This window comes from Aeromonas bestiarum (assembly GCF_000819745.1).
Lineage (GTDB): Bacteria > Pseudomonadota > Gammaproteobacteria > Enterobacterales > Aeromonadaceae > Aeromonas > Aeromonas bestiarum.
In genome coordinates this window covers 148,010-165,485 of the sequence record NZ_CDDA01000028.1, presented here as the reverse complement: position 1 = coordinate 165,485, position 17,476 = coordinate 148,010, and the positions used below count along the sequence as shown (strand labels likewise).

Genomic DNA, 17,476 nt, shown 5'->3' with positions numbered 1-17,476 from the left:
TATTTTTTAAAACCCATAGTTATTCGTGATACTGCAACCATATTACTGTATCTAATTCCGCCAAGTTCTGAGCTGGGTGCGACGGGTTTTCCTTTAGAGACAGACGCAGTTTTTTCGCTAAATCAATGTAAGCAACACCTTCGCTTGCACCTTTAGGGGCTCTGAAATTAATATCTTCTAAATAAGACCATACTGGTTTGTTCAAAACCGGATAGCGTTCTGGATAAGTTAAACATAACATCTCAGAAAAGAATGCAGTCCTAGCCGATACCTTCAACTTTTTAAGCCTGTCAATTTCTCTGACAACAACGTCATCACGTTCGAAATCTGATGATTTAATTATTTTTAGATAACTAATTGATAACTCATGAAAATTACTTGCTCTCCCTCGACGTTCCCATCCTCTGCCTTGAAGTCTGTTACCAATTTCCCAGCTCCAAAAATTTGGTAGTTGGGCATAAAATTCCGATGAAAGTATATTTTTTGATGCACAATTGACGAACAGTTCATGTAAAGATGATTTCACCGCCTGATGTTTTAAAATCTGCTGTCTACGTTCGTCAACTTTATTTTTGGCACCATCAGGCAGAGGCAAGAGTAAACTTGCTATTGAGTTTTGTTTGTCTGAATTATTAAGAGGTTTATTTTTGCTTGAAGGAGTACCTTCGATGTACTGTGCGAGCCAATCCTCTGATACAACGACAGATTTCTCTGTGATTTTTCCTATCCAGTTTTTTGCTTGACTGTATGATTCAGAATTAATTTCTGAGTAGATATTAGCCTCATAATTACTTTCGAAAGCAGCTTTAGTGAGATTTGATGAACCAATAAGTACATGACACTTGTCTTCAGTATCTTTCCAAAAAATAGCCTTGGGGTGAAAACCATCAATCTTGTCTGCGACCAAAAATTGGCCTTTCCTTTCTGAAGGTAGCCACTGCATTATTTTATGGCATGCTGATTTCTTTGTAATACCAAAATCTTTGCCAATGATAACTCTGAAATTCTCACATGACTTGTTAAGTTTTAAAGACATGTCCCAATGAGTTAAATATGCAGTTACAAGATATAGTTCAACTGCTTCATTAAAAGCTTTTTGATAAATTTTCCGGATGTCGGTATCTTGGTCTGGACTATGTAAAAACATTTTCATGATGACTATCTACTATTGTTTTTTAATAAAAAAGCTTGGAGATTCATCTTTTTATTCTTGCTGTGTAACGCTTTACTAAGAAAGATGGATGTCCTGGTTTTTACTCAATAATAGTCTTCGTAAGGATTTTCATTTTCTAGTTTATAAACGCAATCCTTACATAGAGCCTTATAGTTCTCCCAGCCTTTCATATTGCCAAAGTCTCGGTGCTCAAGTTCACCCTCGAATTCAAGAGTCTGGCATTGCTCACATTCAACAATTGGCTCTGAATGACCGCATAAGTAACAAGTATCTATACCATCGTAGATGACAAATGTATCTTTTTTACATGCTGGACACTCCCATACTTCATTATCTGGAATTTCTTCAGCAGCCATTCGTTCCGAGGCTCTATTTTCTAGCTCTTCAACATAGCTATCGAGCTTTAGTACCTCTGAGTGCAACTTGGGTGGGAGCTGAGAGAAAATATCTGAAGCCAAATGATCTCGGCAAAATGATGAATAAAAACCTACAAGACTTACAAAATTGGACTTAATTTGCTCGATCGAAAGATCAAACTCAAAATGAACTATTTGGTTTCGAAGCTCAGATGCAGTCCTAATGCACTTAACATCAGGTTGCTTCAATTTAACTTTCGAGATTTTCTCCAGCCTCTCAATCGCTAAACTCAGATCTACGGTGTTTTTGGGCTTATCTATATTCGAGTAGATAAAAATCTCATTAGTTCTTCTCAGGCGTTCTTTTAGACTGGTTTCGATTGCCTGAACTAAAAGCAGTATCGCAAACTTCCATTTATTTTCATCTGATTCAGCCTGAATAGCCTTACTCACAGACTCTAAGAAGAAGCTTGTGGAGTTTTCTAAAAGTGTCATTTTTAAATTAGGCATGTAATCTCCACATAAAGCTAATGTCCCTCTCGTATGTTGGGCTAAAAATCGTAGGTTGGTGTTGAGCAAACTGAAGCCCAACGCTTACCGCGAATATATTTGAAATCTGTTTTACGGATCTGCCACATCCATATTTATCCCGCTCTGGGTAGAGGGTGGAGTAATAATGCTCGCCTGTTGGGCTTTGCTACACGCTGCGCCAACCTACAAAAACCACGCTACCGCCCCTGAGTGACAGCTCCCAGCCTGCTGCTTTTAACCTGCGAGATAGCAACAATCGCAGCCATGGTGCGCTCCCGAGAGAGGGATTGTCGTTTGGCTATCTTAAGGGGGAGGGTGGCGTGTCGAGAAGCGGGTTTTAGCGGGAATCTGTGTTGGATCAATAAATTAGTTATTAAGGCGTGGGTTGAGAGAGCAACTCATTTGGTTGGGAATGCAAAGCCGCCCTCACCCCAGCCCTCTCCCGGAGGGAGAGGGAGCAACACATCCAGAGTTGCAAGCGTGAGCAAGCGACAAAAAGAAAGGGAGCCGGTCAGGCTCCCTTTTTCGTGGTTATGGCGTGGCTATGTGAACTGACATATTAGGGCCACAGACAATCGACCCCATACCCGACCTTAGCGGTTGGTCGCGGCCTTCATCCCTTCCACAAACTCTTTCAGACGAGTGAGCATATGCTCCGGGTTCTGGTGGTGGGTCTCGATGATCTTCACCACGGCCGAACCCGAGATGGCACCGGCGGCGCCAGCGGCAATGGCCTCACGCACCTGAGCCGGTTCGCTGATGCCAAAGCCGAGCAGGGCGGGGGGAGCCTTGAACTCGCGCAGGGTATTGATCAGCCCCTCCACCGGCATGCCGGCCTTGGTCTCTGCGCCGGTCACACCGGCACGGCTCACCAGATAGGTGTAACCGCTGCCAAGCTCCGCCACCTGTTTCAGGGTCTCGGCATCGCCATTGGGCGGGGCGATAAAGATGCTGTCGATGCCGAACTTGTCGGCGGCCGCCTTGTAGGGGGCACACATCTGCACCGGCACATCGGCGACCAGCACCGAATCCACGCCCGCCAGCTGGCACTTCTCGTAGAAGCCGTCGATCTGGCGCACATAAACCAGGTTGGCGTAGACCAAGAGGCCAATGGGCAGTTGCGGGTACTTGGCGCGGATGCGGCCAAGCAGCTCGAAGCAGTCGTCCGGGGTGGTGTGGCTCTCGAAGGCGCGCAGGGCGGCGCCCTGAATGGTGGGGCCGTCCGCTACCGGATCGGAGAAGGGAATGCCGAGCTCGAGGGCATCTGCGCCCCCTGCGACCAGCGCATCGACGATGGCCAGCGACAATTCGGGGGTGGGGTCACCCAGCATCACGAACGGCACAAAGGCGCCCTGATTGACCGCATCCAGACGGGAGAAGAGTTGTGCGTAACGGTTCATGACAAGGTTCCTTCTTTCTCGAAAATGTCAGCGACGGTGAAGATATCTTTGTCGCCACGGCCGGAGAGGTTGACGATGAGCACCTGCTCTTTTTCCGGTTCACTGCGGGCCATCTTGAGGGCGTGGGCCAGGGCGTGGGAGGACTCCAGCGCTGGGATGATCCCTTCGGATTTGGCCAGCTCCTGGAAGGCGTCCAGCGCCTCCTTGTCGGTGATGGAGACATACTCGGCGCGGCCGATGGAGGCCAGATGGGCGTGCTGCGGGCCGACGGAGGGGAAGTCGAGCCCCGCCGAGACGGAATAGGACTCCTGAATTTGCCCCTGTTTGTCCTGCATCAGGTAGGAGTGCATGCCAAAGAAGACCCCCTTGCTGCCGTGACCCAGCGGCGCACCGTGCTCGCCACTCTCGATGCCGTGACCACCCGGCTCGACCCCGATAAGACGTACCTCCTTGTTGTCGATGAAGTCGGCAAACATGCCAATGGCGTTGGAACCGCCGCCGACACAGGCGATCACCGCATCGGGCAGCCGCTCCTCTTTCTTGAAGCACTGGGCCTTGGCCTCTTCGCCGATCATCTTCTGGAACTCCCGCACTATGGTGGGGAAGGGGTGCGGACCGGCGGCCGTACCCAGCAGATAGTGGGCGTTGTCGTAGTTGGCAGCCCAGTCGCGCAGCGCCTCGTTGCAGGCATCTTTGAGGGTGCTGGAGCCGGAGTGCACCGGAATGACGGTGGCGCCCATCAACTTCATGCGAAACACGTTGGGCTTCTGGCGCTCGCAATCCTTGGCGCCCATGTAGACCCGACACTTGAGGCCGAGCAGGGCGCAGGCCAGTGCGGTAGCGACGCCGTGCTGACCGGCGCCGGTTTCGGCGATGATCTCGGTTTTGCCCATCCGCTTGGCCAGCAGCGCCTGACCCAGCACCTGGTTGGTTTTGTGGGCACCGCCGTGCAGCAGGTCTTCACGTTTCAGGTAGAGGCGGGTCTTGGTGCCCTTGGTCAGGTTGCGGGTCAGGGTAAGCGGGGTCGGGCGACCGGCATACTCGGTCAGCAGCTCCTGAAATTCGGCGATAAAGGCCGGGTCTTCCTGGGCATCGACGAAGGCCTTTTCCAGCTGGAGCAGGGCGGGGATGAGGATTTGGGGCACATACATGCCGCCAAATTCACCAAAAAACGGGTTGAGCAGGGTCATGGTTTCTTCCTTATACCTTGAGTCAAAAACGGAACATCAAAAACGACACATAGATTCAGTGGCAGCCTTAGAGCGCGCGCAGGGCGGCGAAGGCAGCGGTGAGTTTGTGGCCATCCTTCTGGCCTGGGGCACTCTCTACCCCGGAGTTGAAATCAAGGCCGAGGCAGCCGACCTGGGCCGCCTGCAGGGCATTGTCGGGATTGAGCCCGCCTGCCAGCATCAGCTTGGCTTTATCGAGATCGGCCAGCATGGCCCAGTCGAACGCCTGACCTGTGCCGCCGCTCTGGCTGCCGACTTTTGTATCCAGCAACAGGCGATCGGCCGGATAGTCGAGGGCGGGCAGTGGCTCGCCGCTTTCTTTGCCGAGAGAGACGCCTACGGCTTTCCAGATCTGGCAGCTCGCCGGCAGCAGCGTGCGCAGGTTGTCGATATAGGCGGCATCTTCCTCCCCGTGCAGTTGCACCGCGGCCAGTCCCAGGGCCTCCACCGTCTTGGCAATGGTCTCTTGCTGGGCGTTGCGAAATACCCCGACGTAAGAGAGCGGCGCGCCAGCCATCACGGTGCGGGCGGCGGGGATGTCCACGTAGCGCGGGCTTTTCGCCACAAAGATAAGGCCGCCAAACACGGCGCCCGCCTGATGGGCGGCGGCGGCATCTTCGGCACGGGTCAGGCCGCACACCTTGTTCTGGCCCAGCACCAGTTTGCGTACCGCGGCCTCCAGATCGGCTTCCTCCATCAGGGAGGAGCCCACCAGGAAGCCCTTGGCATGGTGGCGCAGCTCGGCCACCTGGGTGCGATCCTTGATGCCGGATTCGCTAATCACTACCCGATCCGCCGGGATGCGGGCGGCCAGCTGCTTGGTGCGGTTGAGATCGACGCTCAAGTCGCGCAGATCCCGGTTGTTGATGCCGATCACGGGGGCGCCCAGCGCGATGGCGCGGGTCAGCTCTTCTTCATTGCTCACCTCGGTCAGCACACCCAGGCCCAGCTCCCTGGCCACCGCAAACAGGGCGCGATAGCCCTCGTCGGTGAGCACGGAGAGCATCAGCAGTATGGCGTCCGCCTGATAGTGGCGGGCCAGATAGAGCTGATAGGGGTCAATCATGAAATCCTTGCAGAGCACAGGCTGGCTGACCCTGGCCCGCACCCGTGGCAGGAAGGCGAAATTCCCCTGAAAAAACTTTTCGTCGGTCAGTACCGAGATGGCGGTGGCGTATTTGCCGTATATATCGGCGATGGCCTCCGGGCTGAAATCATTGCGGATCAGCCCCTTGGAAGGGGAGGCCTTCTTGCACTCCAGAATAAAGCGGGTGGAACCGGCCTTGAGCGCACCGACAAAATCCCGATCGCTTTGGGTCAGTTCGTCCTTGAAACTTTCAAGAGGCTGAGCCAGCTTGCGGGCGGCGACCCATTCCTGCTTGGCCGCCACTATTTTGCCGAGAATGGTCTGGTTGATGGAGGCCATGTTCAGGAAGGCATGGGGGGCAATGAGGTCTGACATCTCGTTATCCTTGCGAAACTGGGTGCTGCCCTGTGGGCTAGGGTTATAGCCCTGCGGGCGATCTGAGCTAGTGCCTGAGTGAGTGCCGTGCTGGTTCGTGGCTGACATCATGCCTCCTGATGGCTCAGGGTGGCGAGCCGGGCGGCGAGCTCCGCTGCCTTGCCGCTCGCCAGCACCGCCAGCACTTGGGCCGCCGCGCTCTTGAGATCTGCGGCCTTGCCCGCCATCAGCAGCAGGGGGGCCACGTTGGCGGCGATGGCGGCGTTGTGGGCCGGGGTGCCTTTCCCTGCCAGAATGGCGGCCGTGATGGCGCGGTTCTCTTCAGGCTCGCCCCCTTGAATGGCGCTGACCGGATAGGTTTCCAGGCCAAAGTCAGCCGGGGTGATCATGAATTCGCGGATCTCGCCGTCACGGATCTGGGCCACCTGGGTCGGGCCGTGGATGGCAATCTCGTCGAGCCCGGCACCGTGAACCACCATACCGGTTTTCAGACCCAGTGCCAGCAGGGTTTCGGCGATGGGGCGCACCAGCTCGGGGGCATAGACGCCCATCAGCTGATAGGTGGGGCGGGCCGGATTGATGAGCGGCCCCAGCACGTTGAACAGGGTGCGGGTCTTGAGGGCCTGACGTACCGGCATGGCGTGGCGCACTCCGGCGTGGTACTGGGGGGCGAACAGGAAGCAGATGCCGAGTTCGTCCAGACAGTGGCGCGCCTGCGCCGGGCTCATGTCGAGCTTGATGCCCATCTTGTCGAGCAAGTCGCTCGAGCCCGACTTGCTCGAGACCGAGCGGTTGCCGTGCTTGGCCACTTTCAGGCCGCAGGCGGCGGCCACCAGTGCCGAGGTGGTGGAGACATTGATGGTGTTGAGGCCATCGCCACCGGTACCGACTATGTCGCAAAACTCGTAGTCCGGACGCGGGAAGTCGCGCGCCTCCGCAAGCAACGCTTCGGCGGCGCCGGCGATCTCCTCCGGTGTCTCCCCCTTGATCTTGAGGGCGGTCAATAAACTGGCGAGCACTATGGGATCCACTTCGCCACGAACCACTTGCCCGAAGGCGTCACGGGTACTTTCACGGCTCAGAGACTGACCCTGATAGAGGGTGTTGAGATGATGATGCATAGGGTCTTCCTTACCGCACACTGCTAACTGGACGGGTGATATGGGCGAGCGCCTGGGTCAGCAGGCGGGCCCCTTCCGAGGTCATGATGGATTCCGGGTGGAACTGGAAGCCCAGCACCCTGTCGTCCTGCTGCTCTATGGCCATGGGCATGCCCTGATAGTGGGCAATCACCGTCAGCTCTTCCGGTACATAGGTGGCCACCAGCGAGTGGTAGCGCGCCACCGGCAGCGGGCTCGGCAGGCCGGCGAAGGCGCCGTGGCCGTTGTGCTCGATGAGCGAACGCTTGCCGTGGACGATTTCCCCCGCCGCGCCGACTGTGCCGCCGTAGGCTTCGCACAGGGCCTGATGGCCGAGGCAGATGCCGAGGATGGGCACCTGACCACGAGCCAGCTTGATCAGATCGATCAGGCAACCCGCCTCGTGAGGCGCGCCCGGCCCAGGCGAGAGCACCAGCACGGCATCCCCTTCGCAGGCGGCGATTTCGCTCATGATGCGGCTCGCTGGCAGGCTGTTGCGGTAGATCCGCACCGGATAACCGAGGGAGCGGAATTGATCCACCAGGTTGTAGGTAAAGGAATCGAAGTTATCGAGCAAGAAGATGTTAGTCATGATGCTGCTCCTTCGAAGTGCGGAACTGATCGGCCGGGGCGCTGTAGGTAAAAGAGTCGAAGTTATCGAGCAAGAAGATGTTAGTCATGGCTCACGTCCTTATGTTGCTCCTGCTGGGCGCTCAGGGCTTGCAGTGAAGTGCCATGGCTGGCGGCGATGGCGGCCAGCACGGCGGCCGCCTTGGCGCGGGTCTCGTCCGCTTCGGCCTGGGGTTTGGAGTCATAGACCACACCGGCACCGGCCTGCACATGGGCCACCCCATCTTTGACAAACGCCGAGCGAATGACGATGCAGGTATCCATCTCGCCTGCGCCGTTGATGTAGCCGACGGCGCCGCCGTAGCTGCCACGGCGCTTGCCCTCCACCATGCGGATCAGCTCGCTGGCGCGGATCTTGGGGGCGCCTGTGAGGGTGCCCATGTTCATGCAGGCCTGATAGGCGTGCAGGGCGTCAAGGTCTGAACGCAAGGTGCCGACCACCTTGGAGACCAGGTGCATCACGTGGCTGTAGCGATCCACTTTCAGCAACTCCTTGACGTAGCGGGTGCCGGGCTCGGAGATGCGGGCTATGTCGTTGCGGCCCAGATCCACCAGCATCAGGTGCTCGGCCACCTCTTTTTCGTCCTGGCGCAGCTCCAGCTCGATGCGGCCATCCAGATCCCGGTTGATGCTGCCGTCCGGGTTCAAGCCCCGGCGACGGGTGCCGGCGATGGGGTACATCTCGACGTCGCGGCTGGCGGCGCAGAACTTGACCGCGCTCTCCGGCGAGGCGCCAAACAGGGTGAAGCCCTCATCCTGCACGTAGAACATGTAGGGGCTGGGGTTGGTCTGCTTGAGGCGGCGATAGGCGGCCAGCGGGTTCGGGCAGGGCAGCGAGAAGCAGCGGGACGGCACCACCTGGAAGATGTCGCCCCGGCGGATGAAGCCCTTGAGCTTCTCCACCTCGGCGCAGAACTGCTTGTCGCCCTTGTCCACGCTCATGCCGCCGGTGAGGGGCTGGGTGGTCAGCTCGGCGCTCAGGGTTTGTTGGCAAATCTGTTTGAAGTCGGTGAGCCGATCGCTCAGGCGGCTATATCTGTCTTCCACCTGGCTCTCGTCGCTGTCGCCGCCAAAGATGCAGGCCAGCAACTGGGTTGAGCGCTCGATATGGTCGATGGTGATCAGGGTCTCGGCCACATAGAAGCAGTAGTCGGGGCAGTTGTTGCTCCCCTCCGGCACCTGCGGCAAATCTTCAAAGGAGGCGATCAGATCGTAGGCGAAGCTGCCCGCCATAAACAATGCTTCTTTGCCCAACTGGCACTGCAGCTCCTGTTGCAGGGTGCGCAGCACGTCCAGCACGCTGCTCCCCTTGAGGCGAGAGTCTTCATCCAGCTCCCGATCGGAGGCCGGGAAGTCGAGCTGCAGCTCGCCATCCACCAGGGTCTGGCTGATAACGGCGGGCAGACGCTCGGCCAGCAGGCTCTGCAACTGGGCGCCGTTGTCGTTCAGAGTGCGAACCCGCACAGTGCGACCCCGGCATTCGATGCGCAGGCAGGCATCGACCAGCAGCAGGCTCTGCTTGCCCGCCTTGGAGTCGATCTCCACCGATTCCAGCAGCAGGTTGTTGGGGCGACCCTGGCAGAGTCGGGTGTAGAGCGCCAGCGGGTCGGCCACATAGGGGGCGTTGAGCTTGAGGGTATCGAATTCACCCAGGGGCAAGCGAGTCGTATTGACGGTCATAGTGCGTTCCCTTGCGTGTGATGCTTTTTACCGATGTTCATGACATTGAATTCCTTGAAAATTAAATTGGTTTAGGCGGTTTCAGTAGGGTCGCCATCGCCAGGTCAGTGTTCTTGTCTGAATTCTCGGTTTCATCACAGGTCCATTTGCCGGATAATAAAAAAGCCCGCTGGGGTCAGCGGGCTTTTTCTTTGGGTTCTTAATTTGCTGTCAGATTACAGATACAGCAACGACCACACGCCCGCATGTCAGGGAGTGTGCCACCACCAGATGGTCAGGATGGAAGTCGTTTGCATGATAGAGTCCTGTAAAATTTTGTTTGCAATGAAGTGCCTACAGAAAACGATAAAGCCGCGGCCAAGTCAAGTCGCTTTTTAGCCTTCTTTCACCGATGGTGACCTGATCATGAGAGCGGAATAACCTGATGAGATTCGATCTTCACTGTCATACCACTGCCTCCGACGGTGTGTTGAGCCCGGCCGAACTGGTGCGCCGCGCCGCCGAAAAACAGGTCGAGGTGTTAGCAGTCACTGACCACGATACCCTTGACGGGCTTGATGAGGTGCGCCGCACCATAGCATCCGAGCAACTGCCGCTGCGGCTGGTGAGCGGGGTCGAGATCTCCACCGGCTGGGAGCATCACGAAATTCATATAGTGGCGCTGGGGGTGGATGAAAAAAATCCGCAGCTGGTGGCGTTTTTGGCGGGGCAGCGTGCTCGCCGCGAGGCGCGCGCGCTGGAAATAGGGCGCCGTCTGGAGAAGTGCCTGATCCCCGGCACCTATGAAGAGGCCAAGGCATTGGCCGGTGATGCCGCCGTGACCCGGGCCCACTTTGCCCGTGTGCTGGTGGCGCGCGGGGTGGCGGACAACATGCAGAAGGTATTCAAAAAGTACCTGAGCCGAGGCAACAAGGGTTATGCCCCGGCCGAGTGGCCCGAGATGAGCGAGGCCATTATTGCCATTCACGCCGCAGGCGGGCTGGCGGTACTGGCCCATCCCAGCCGTTACGATCTCACCGCCAAGTGGATCAAGCGGTTGCTGGTGGCCTTCAAGGCGGCCGGTGGCGATGCCATGGAGGTGTCACTGCCCCAGCAGAGCCCGCAGGAGCGAGCCAACCTGGGCCAGTGGGCGAAGGATCACGACCTCTATATCTCGGTGGGATCGGATTTTCACTTTCCGTCCAACTGGACCGAGCTGGGCCGCCACCTCTGGCTGCCCAAGGAAGGCATGCCGGTCTGGCTGGCCTATCCCGGCCACTTCGGGCTCACCACCGAGCAGCATGCCGCCCTGCTGGCCAGTCGCTAGCACGGGGTCGGCCGCCGGCCCTCTGCTGCATGGGAGGGCAAACCGGCGTCAAACAGGTTAAGGTAGCGTCATGGGTCTGGAACCCGTGACCATGAAGCGGGCACCGCGCGTGCCCCTATCGCGAGAAGAGCATATGAGTCAGCATTTTTACGTACATCCGGAAAATCCCCAGGCCCGTCTGATCGGTCAGGCGGTGCAGATCATCCAGAACGGTGGCGTCATTGCCTACCCGACCGATTCCGGCTATGCGCTCGGTTGCCAGATGGGTGACAAGGGCGCGCTGGAGCGCATCTGCCGCATCCGTCGCATCGATCCCACCCACGACTTCACCCTGGTGTGCCGGGATCTCTCCGAGATCTCCACCTATGCCAAGGTGGACAACACGGCGTTTCGCCTGGTCAAGGGCAACACGCCGGGGCCCTACACCTTCATCTTCAAGGCGACCAAGGAAGTGCCGCGCCGCCTGATGAACGAGAAGAAGAAGACCATCGGCATCCGGGTGCCCGCCAACAACATAGCGCTGGCCCTGCTGGAAGCCCTCGGTGAGCCGCTGCTCTCCACCACCCTGATCCTGCCGGGTTCGGAGATGGCGGAGTTTGACCCGGAAGAGATCTTCGACAAGCTGGGCAAGCAGCTGGATCTGGTGGTCAACGGTGGCTATCTGGGCGAGCAGCCCACCACTGTGGTGGATTTCTCCGATGACGAGCCCGTGCTGCGTCGTCGTGGTGCCGGAGACCCGACCCCGTTTGAGTGATGACCCTGTGCCCGTGATGGCCCCGCCTGCGTTGGGCGCAATCGGGGAGGGCATTCTCCCCCAGGCCATCCCATCCCCCATAGCGCGGGTGCTGGGGCAGCCCTACCATGAGCTGCCCCAGGACTTGTTCATTCCGCCCGATGCGCTGGAAGTCTTCCTCGATACCTTCGAGGGGCCGCTCGATCTGCTGCTCTATCTCATCCGGCGCCAGCAGCTGGATATCCTGAACCTGCCGATCCTGCAGATCACCGCCCAGTACATGGAGTACGTGGAGCTGATGCAGGGGCTCAATCTGGAGCTGGCTGCGGAATATCTGCTGATGGCGGCCTGGCTGGCGGAGATCAAATCTCGCCTGCTGCTGCCCAAAGCCCCCGAGCTGGAGGATGAAGAGGAGGGGGAGGATCCCCGCGTCACCCTCATTCGCCGGTTGCAGGAGTATGAGCGCTTCAAGGTGGGGGGCGAGCGTCTCAATGCCTTGCCACGGGTGGAGCGGGAGATCTTTATCGCCGCCGCCCTGCCACCGGATTTTGGCTCTCTCAAGCCATTGACTCCCGATGTTTCGCTGGTTGAGCTCGCCCTTTACATGCAAAGTGTGGTAAAACGCGCGACTCATTTCGAACATCATCAGATCCGCCGCGAGCAGATCCCGACCCGGGTGCGCATGGCGGAGATCCTCGCCATGCTCTCGCTGGGCCGGACGTTGCGACTGGAACAGGTGCTCAGAGCCGAAGAGGGGCGCATGGGGGTGCTGGTGACGTTTCTGGCCCTGCTGGAGCTGTGCAAGGAGTCCCTGATCTGGATCCTGCAGGCCGAGCCGCTGGGGCCGATCCACTTTGCCCTGGCGAGCCAAGATGAGAGCGGGGAGCGTGAACATGCACACTGAGTTGTTTTCTTTGTCCCGAGCCTGTTGCCCGCCTGCCGGGGTCTGTGTGCCTCTTCCGTTGGCCAGCCAGCCTGACACCATGAACGGGGAGGGCAACCGTGGCGCTGCCCGCTGAACGGCTCAAGACGCTGGTCGAGGCCGCGATCTTCGTGGCCGGACGGCCATTAACCGTGAGCGAGCTCAAGGCCGGCGTGCTGGCGGATTACCCCGTCACCGGCCGCTATATTCAACTCTTGCTGGCAGAACTGCGGCAGGATTACAGCGAGCGGGGGGTAGAGCTCAAAGAGGTTGCCTCCGGCTGGCGCTTTCAGGCGCGTCAGGAGTATGCCGAGGAGCTCTCCAGGCTCTGGAGCGAGCGGGCACCCCGCTATTCCCGCGCAGTGATGGAGACGCTGACGCTGATTGCGTATCGGCAGCCCATCACCCGGGCCGAGATCGAAGCCATCCGCGGGGTGGCGGTGTCGAGCCAGATAGTGAATACCCTGAAAGAGCGTGGCTGGGTGCGCAGCGTCGGTCACAAGGAAGTGGTGGGTCGCCCCGAGCTGCTCGCCACCACCCGGGAATTTCTGGATTATTTTAATCTGCAGAGCCTGGAGCAGCTCCCCGAGCTGGATCCTGAACTGCAACACCCCTTGCCCGGTCTGCCGGTCGAGGGAAGCTAGGCCGGTCTAGGTCGCTGGCCTGTGCCAGCGGACTGGGCCTCTTGAACATCAGGGCGTGTCGGATGACCCATGCGGGATCCTGCACCGCCATCCCCTTGCCCGGTATGCCGGGCGAGGGCCGCGAGACCGGGTCCACTGTGCTGGCATGTGCCGGCTGACCCGATCTTTTGAGCCTTGAAGCGTGTCGGATTGCCCGTACTGGGTTCGACACAGTAATAACCGTTGCCCGTTATGCTGGCGGGCAGCGATCAACAATCAGGTAACCCCGATGAGTGAAAAACTGCAAAAAGTGTTGGCCCGCGCGGGTCACGGCTCCCGTCGTGAGATGGAGGCCCTGATCACCGCAGGTCGGGTCAGTGTGGATGGCAAGGTGGCCACACTGGGAGATCGCGTCGAAGTGAACGCCGTGATCCGTGTCGATGGCCATACGGTCAAGACCCGTGCCGAGGAAGAGATGATCTGCCGCGTGCTGGCGTATCACAAGCCCGAAGGGGAGATGTGTACCCGTCACGATCCGGAAGGTCGTCCCACCGTGTTCGATCGTCTGCCCAAGCTGGAGAGCGCCCGCTGGATCGCGGTAGGCCGTCTCGACGTCAACACCTCCGGCTTGCTGCTGTTCACCACAGACGGTGAGCTGGCCAACCGCCTGATGCACCCGAGCCACGAAGTGGAGCGTGAATATGCGGTGCGTGTGTTTGGCGAGATCACCGAAGCCATGCTGCAACGCCTGCGCAAGGGTGTGCAGCTGGAAGATGGCATGGCCAAGTTCAACAAGATCAAACCGGCCGGCGGTGAAGGCCTGAACCAGTGGTTCAACGTCACCCTGACCGAGGGCCGCAACCGTGAAGTGCGCCGCCTGTGGGAATCCCAGGAAGTGCAGGTGAGCCGCCTGATGCGCGTGCGCTACGGCGACGTCACTCTGGATCGCGGCATCCCCCGTGGTGGCTGGCAGGAGCTGAAACTGCCGGAAGTGAACTACCTGCGCGGTCTGGTCAACATGCCGCCGGAGACCGAATCCAAGGTCGATCTGCAGCAGGATGGCAAGAGTACCCGTCACAAGCAGGCCGCCCAGATCCGTCGCGCCGTCAAGCGTCACAAGGACATGCAGGGCATGGAGCCGCGCGCCCGCAGCACCACGGCCCGCCGCAAGCCGACCTCCTCTACCCGCAACTCGGGTACCGGCAGCAAGTAAGCGTTGCGCTGAGCCTCATGGGTTCGCGCAAGGAAAGGCCCGCCTCTCAGGCGGGCCTTTTTGTTGCTGCCGTCTGCCGTTTATTATTCCAATCCCCTCCTTGCTGAATTAAACCACCCGGCGGATCCACTGCGGGGGAGGGGCAAGGTTGCTCTGCCAGAGCGAGCTTGTTAGCCTTTGCGGCACTGATACAGGAGATAATAATGAGCAAGGTACTTGATGAGCTGCTGGCACTGCTGGCGCTCGAGAAAATCGAGGAGGGCCTGTTTCGGGGCCAGAGCCAGGATCTCGGTCTGCGGGCCGTGTTTGGCGGACAGGTAATGGGGCAGGCCTTGTCAGCCGCCAAACAGACGGTGGCCGCCGATCGTCAGGTGCACAGTTTCCACTCCTACTTCCTGCGCCCCGGTGATGCCAATCGTCCCATCATCTATGACGTGGAGAATATCCGTGACGGCCAGACCGTCTCCACCCGCCGGGTCAAGGCCATTCAGGGCGGCAAGCCCATCTTCTATCTCAACGCCTCCTTCCAGGTCGAGGCCGAGGGATTCGAGCATCAGATCGCCATGCCCGCGGGGATCACCCCGCCCGAGCAGCTCAAGAGCGAGCTGGAGCTGGTACGTCCCTACGAGCAGCAGATCCCGTCCGCCCTGCGCGACAAGATCATGTGCGAGAAGCCCATCGAAATTCGCCCCGTGACCCTGGTCGACCCGATCCGCCCGGATGTGCACGAGCCGCTGCGCCACGTCTGGTTCAGGGCCAACGGCCAGATGCCGGACGATCAGCGGGTCCACAAGTACCTGCTGGCCTATGCCTCCGATTTCCACTTCCTGTTTACCGCCCTGCAGCCCCATGGCGTCTCGTACTGGGAGCCGGACATGCAGGTGGCCACCATAGATCACTCCATGTGGTTCCACCGGGACTTCCGGTTGGATGACTGGCTGCTCTACGTGGTGGACAGCCCGAGTGCCAGCGCAGGTCGTGGTCTGGTGCGCGGCCAGTTCTTCACCCGCGACGGTGTGCTGGTGGCGAGCACGGCGCAGGAGGGGGTGATCCGCCGACGCGGTTGACCTCAGATGCCAGCCATAAAAAAACGGGAGCCACTGGCTCCCGTTTTTTTATGTGTTTGCTTGCCGTATCAGGCTGCGTCCTGCTCGGCGCCGAGCGCTGTCTCCCCGCGCTGGGCGAAGCGGTCGGCCCACAGGGCGATGACGCCGTCACCTGTGACGTTGCAGGCGGTGCCGAAGCTGTCCTGCGCCAAGTAGAGGGCGATCATCAGGGCGATGGAGGCCTCACCGAAGCCGAGCATGGAGGTGAGCAGGCCCAGGGCGGACATGACGCCGCCACCCGGTGCACCCGGCGCGGCTATCATGATGACGCCCAGCATCATGATGAAGGGCAGCATGGTGTCCAGTCCCGGAATGGCCAGGTGCTCGGAGAGGAACATCACAGCGGTGGCGCAGGTCACCAGGGTGATGGTGGAGCCACACAGGTGAATGGTGGCGCACAGCGGCACGGTGAAGTTGGCGATGCCGTCGCTCACGCCGTTGTTCTTGCTGGCCTGCAGGGCGACCGGGATGGTGGCGGCGCTGGACATGGTGCCGAGAGCGGTGAAGTAGGCGGGCAGCATGTTCTTGATGAGCATGGCGGGTGAGCGACCCAGCGCCAGCCCGGTGCCGACGAACAGCACGGAGAGCCAGAGCCAGTGCATGACGATGGCCATCACCAGCACCACGCCGAAGGTCTTCAGGGTGGCGAAGACGGTGCCTTCCACCGTCATCTCGACGAAGACGCCGGCGATGTAGAAGGGCAGCAGCGGGATGATCACCTTGGCCAGCAGGCGGTCTATGATGTCGCGACCCTGATCGGCGACCCGGCGCAGATCGGTGGCCTGGGTGGCGCTGATACCGATGCCGAACACGAAGGCGGCGGCCAGTGCCGACATGACCCCGAACAGCGGCGGTATCTCCAGGTTGACGTAGGAGCCGAGCTTGATGGCGGCGGCGGCCGTGGGCTCGGCGGCTGTGGTCAGGCGCGGGATCAGGTTGCTGGCCACGGCAAAGGCGAACAGGCCCGCCAGTATGGTGGAGCAGTAGGAGAGGGCGACCGTCTTGCCCAGCAGCTTGCCGGAGTTCTTCGGCAGGCTGGCGATGCCGCTCATGATGAAGAACAGGATGATGAGCGGAATGGTGAAGGTGATCAGCTGACCTATGACTGTCTTGGCCGTAAACAGCACGCGTGCGACCCATTCGGGGGCGTAGAGACCGAGCAAGAGACCGGCCAGGATGCCGGCAACCAGTTTGAGGACAAGTTTCATAAGTAAATCCAGGTGTTAGTGTCTGATTTGTTATTTAATTTTGATTTTAATGCCGCTTTTTAACACAAACACCGCATCTTGTCTGCCATCACCTGGTTAACTCCGAGTTAAATATTGTTATCTGGATGATGGATCACGGGGAATGGGTCCCTTGAAGCGACGGCGGCGATATTGATGCAGGGTGGGAGCTAGCTCGGGGAGGCGGATCAGCAGGGCATGCAGCCAGCGGCCGTGCACGGCATCCTCGCTGCACCAGCTCTGATGCAGGGCAAACGGCAGGGGGGCGATCAGTTGTTGCAGACGGGCCTCATCGAGCCGGGTCTGCAGCGGATATTCGTCTTGTGAAGGGGCCACGGCGCAGCTGTGCTCGCCCTCGCCATAAGGGAAGGAGCAGTAGAGCGGCGCCCGGGGTTTGATCAGGCCGGCGAGATGCATCAGGGCGGGGGCAAGCTCTCCCTCGGCCAGGCAGGGCAGCGAGCCGCTGGCCCAGATGCCGTCAAAGGGCAAGGCGCTGTGCATCTGCTCGAGGCGGCAGACCCGCACCGGTTGGCCGCTGCGGCGCGAGGCGAGCCTGGCTTGGGCCAGGCTGGCATCAAAGGCGGTGACCATGAGACCTTGCTGCCGGAAAAAGAGCAGATCCTCGCCCGCTCCACAGCCCGCCTCCAGCAGATGGGCCCCGCTTGCCAGCAATATCAGAAAGCGCTGACGGGCTGACAGGGTGTCGGCATCCGCCACAGATGGCAGACTGGAGGAGCCATCATGAC

General features: G+C 59.2%; 16 protein-coding genes. 6 read left to right on the top strand and 10 right to left on the bottom strand.

Translation table 11 applies throughout. The features are described from left to right. Positions 1-19 precede the first annotated feature (19 nt). The 8 genes from BN1118_RS21290 to BN1118_RS14070 all read right to left on the bottom strand — a co-directional run bounded on the left by BN1118_RS21290 (position 20) and on the right by BN1118_RS14070 (position 9,601). Positions 20-1,153 carry a phospholipase D family protein gene (locus tag BN1118_RS21290; RefSeq protein ID WP_084214130.1) on the bottom strand — a complete coding sequence of 378 codons (1,134 nt, stop codon included), beginning with the start codon at positions 1,151-1,153 and terminating at the stop codon, positions 20-22. A 104-nt stretch (positions 1,154-1,257) separates the two neighbouring features. Next, complete coding sequence (locus BN1118_RS14100; protein WP_043556724.1) at positions 1,258-2,040, bottom strand: hypothetical protein; 783 nt, start codon at positions 2,038-2,040, stop codon at positions 1,258-1,260. 614 nt (positions 2,041-2,654) lie between these two features. After that, positions 2,655-3,461 carry a tryptophan synthase subunit alpha gene (gene trpA / locus BN1118_RS14095; RefSeq protein ID WP_043556722.1) on the bottom strand — a complete coding sequence of 269 codons (807 nt, stop codon included), beginning with the start codon at positions 3,459-3,461 and terminating at the stop codon, positions 2,655-2,657. Next, the gene (gene trpB, locus BN1118_RS14090) at positions 3,458-4,651 is read right to left on the bottom strand and encodes a tryptophan synthase subunit beta (RefSeq protein ID WP_043556721.1); all 1,194 of its coding nucleotides are present in this window, start codon (positions 4,649-4,651) and stop codon (positions 3,458-3,460) included. Before trpB ends, trpA begins: the two co-directional genes overlap by 4 nt. Positions 4,652-4,718: 67 nt before the next feature. Then, positions 4,719-6,260 carry a bifunctional indole-3-glycerol-phosphate synthase TrpC/phosphoribosylanthranilate isomerase TrpF gene (trpCF, locus tag BN1118_RS14085; RefSeq protein WP_043556720.1) on the bottom strand — a complete coding sequence of 514 codons (1,542 nt, stop codon included), beginning with the start codon at positions 6,258-6,260 and terminating at the stop codon, positions 4,719-4,721. After that, complete coding sequence (gene trpD / locus BN1118_RS14080; RefSeq protein WP_043134228.1) at positions 6,260-7,273, bottom strand: anthranilate phosphoribosyltransferase; 1,014 nt, start codon at positions 7,271-7,273, stop codon at positions 6,260-6,262. Before trpD ends, trpCF begins: the two co-directional genes overlap by 1 nt. Positions 7,274-7,283: 10 nt before the next feature. Beyond that, positions 7,284-7,883, bottom strand: a complete 600-nt coding sequence (locus tag BN1118_RS14075; RefSeq protein ID WP_005319135.1) for an aminodeoxychorismate/anthranilate synthase component II — start codon at positions 7,881-7,883, stop codon at positions 7,284-7,286. Between the two features lie 80 nt (positions 7,884-7,963). Next, a complete protein-coding gene (locus tag BN1118_RS14070) occupies positions 7,964-9,601 on the bottom strand; it encodes an anthranilate synthase component 1 (RefSeq protein WP_043556719.1) in 1,638 nt (545 codons plus the stop codon). 424 nt (positions 9,602-10,025) lie between these two features. Between BN1118_RS14070 and rnm the strand changes: the two genes are divergently transcribed. The 6 genes from rnm (at position 10,026) to tesB (ending at position 15,465) form a co-directional block, all read left to right on the top strand. Then, positions 10,026-10,907, top strand: a complete 882-nt coding sequence (rnm, locus tag BN1118_RS14065) for an RNase RNM (RefSeq protein WP_043134224.1) — start codon at positions 10,026-10,028, stop codon at positions 10,905-10,907. A gap of 133 nt (positions 10,908-11,040) precedes the next feature. Continuing rightward, entirely contained in the window at positions 11,041-11,661 is a 621-nt protein-coding gene (locus tag BN1118_RS14060) for an L-threonylcarbamoyladenylate synthase (RefSeq protein ID WP_043134223.1), read from the top strand. Beyond that, complete coding sequence (locus BN1118_RS14055) at positions 11,606-12,544, top strand: segregation and condensation protein A (protein WP_156994994.1); 939 nt, start codon at positions 11,606-11,608, stop codon at positions 12,542-12,544. Before BN1118_RS14060 ends, BN1118_RS14055 begins: the two co-directional genes overlap by 56 nt. A gap of 98 nt (positions 12,545-12,642) precedes the next feature. Then, positions 12,643-13,206: an SMC-Scp complex subunit ScpB gene (scpB, locus tag BN1118_RS14050; protein ID WP_043556717.1), complete on the top strand. Its 564-nt coding sequence runs from the start codon at positions 12,643-12,645 to the stop codon at positions 13,204-13,206. A gap of 268 nt (positions 13,207-13,474) precedes the next feature. Next, entirely contained in the window at positions 13,475-14,398 is a 924-nt protein-coding gene (gene rluB / locus BN1118_RS14045; protein WP_043134216.1) for a 23S rRNA pseudouridine(2605) synthase RluB, read from the top strand. Positions 14,399-14,601: 203 nt separating this feature from the next. Beyond that, positions 14,602-15,465: an acyl-CoA thioesterase II gene (gene tesB, locus BN1118_RS14040; protein WP_043556714.1), complete on the top strand. Its 864-nt coding sequence runs from the start codon at positions 14,602-14,604 to the stop codon at positions 15,463-15,465. Positions 15,466-15,533: 68 nt separating this feature from the next. Here tesB and BN1118_RS14035 read toward each other — a convergent pair whose 3' ends face one another. Together BN1118_RS14035 and BN1118_RS14030 are read right to left on the bottom strand one after the other, a co-directional pair. Further along, positions 15,534-16,712: a dicarboxylate/amino acid:cation symporter gene (locus BN1118_RS14035; RefSeq protein WP_043556713.1), complete on the bottom strand. Its 1,179-nt coding sequence runs from the start codon at positions 16,710-16,712 to the stop codon at positions 15,534-15,536. 117 nt (positions 16,713-16,829) lie between these two features. Further along, positions 16,830-17,402: a class I SAM-dependent methyltransferase gene (locus tag BN1118_RS14030; protein WP_156995014.1), complete on the bottom strand. Its 573-nt coding sequence runs from the start codon at positions 17,400-17,402 to the stop codon at positions 16,830-16,832. Between the last annotated feature and the right edge of the window lie 74 nt (positions 17,403-17,476).

Coding starts and splice junctions, on each gene's coding strand:
- BN1118_RS21290 (WP_084214130.1), bottom strand. CDS start 1,153: ATGAAAATGTTTTTACATAGTCCAGACCAAGATACCGACATCCGGAAA.
- trpB (WP_043556721.1), bottom strand. CDS start 4,651: ATGACCCTGCTCAACCCGTTTTTTGGTGAATTTGGCGGCATGTATGTG.
- BN1118_RS14075 (WP_005319135.1), bottom strand. CDS start 7,883: ATGACTAACATCTTCTTGCTCGATAACTTCGATTCCTTTACCTACAAC.
- trpD (WP_043134228.1), bottom strand. CDS start 7,273: ATGCATCATCATCTCAACACCCTCTATCAGGGTCAGTCTCTGAGCCGT.
- BN1118_RS14035 (WP_043556713.1), bottom strand. CDS start 16,712: ATGAAACTTGTCCTCAAACTGGTTGCCGGCATCCTGGCCGGTCTCTTG.
- BN1118_RS14060 (WP_043134223.1), top strand. CDS start 11,041: ATGAGTCAGCATTTTTACGTACATCCGGAAAATCCCCAGGCCCGTCTG.
- BN1118_RS14100 (WP_043556724.1), bottom strand. CDS start 2,040: ATGCCTAATTTAAAAATGACACTTTTAGAAAACTCCACAAGCTTCTTC.
- tesB (WP_043556714.1), top strand. CDS start 14,602: ATGAGCAAGGTACTTGATGAGCTGCTGGCACTGCTGGCGCTCGAGAAA.
- BN1118_RS14055 (WP_156994994.1), top strand. CDS start 11,606: ATGACGAGCCCGTGCTGCGTCGTCGTGGTGCCGGAGACCCGACCCCGT.
- rluB (WP_043134216.1), top strand. CDS start 13,475: ATGAGTGAAAAACTGCAAAAAGTGTTGGCCCGCGCGGGTCACGGCTCC.
- rnm (WP_043134224.1), top strand. CDS start 10,026: ATGAGATTCGATCTTCACTGTCATACCACTGCCTCCGACGGTGTGTTG.
- trpA (WP_043556722.1), bottom strand. CDS start 3,461: ATGAACCGTTACGCACAACTCTTCTCCCGTCTGGATGCGGTCAATCAG.
- trpCF (WP_043556720.1), bottom strand. CDS start 6,260: ATGTCAGCCACGAACCAGCACGGCACTCACTCAGGCACTAGCTCAGAT.
- BN1118_RS14070 (WP_043556719.1), bottom strand. CDS start 9,601: ATGACCGTCAATACGACTCGCTTGCCCCTGGGTGAATTCGATACCCTC.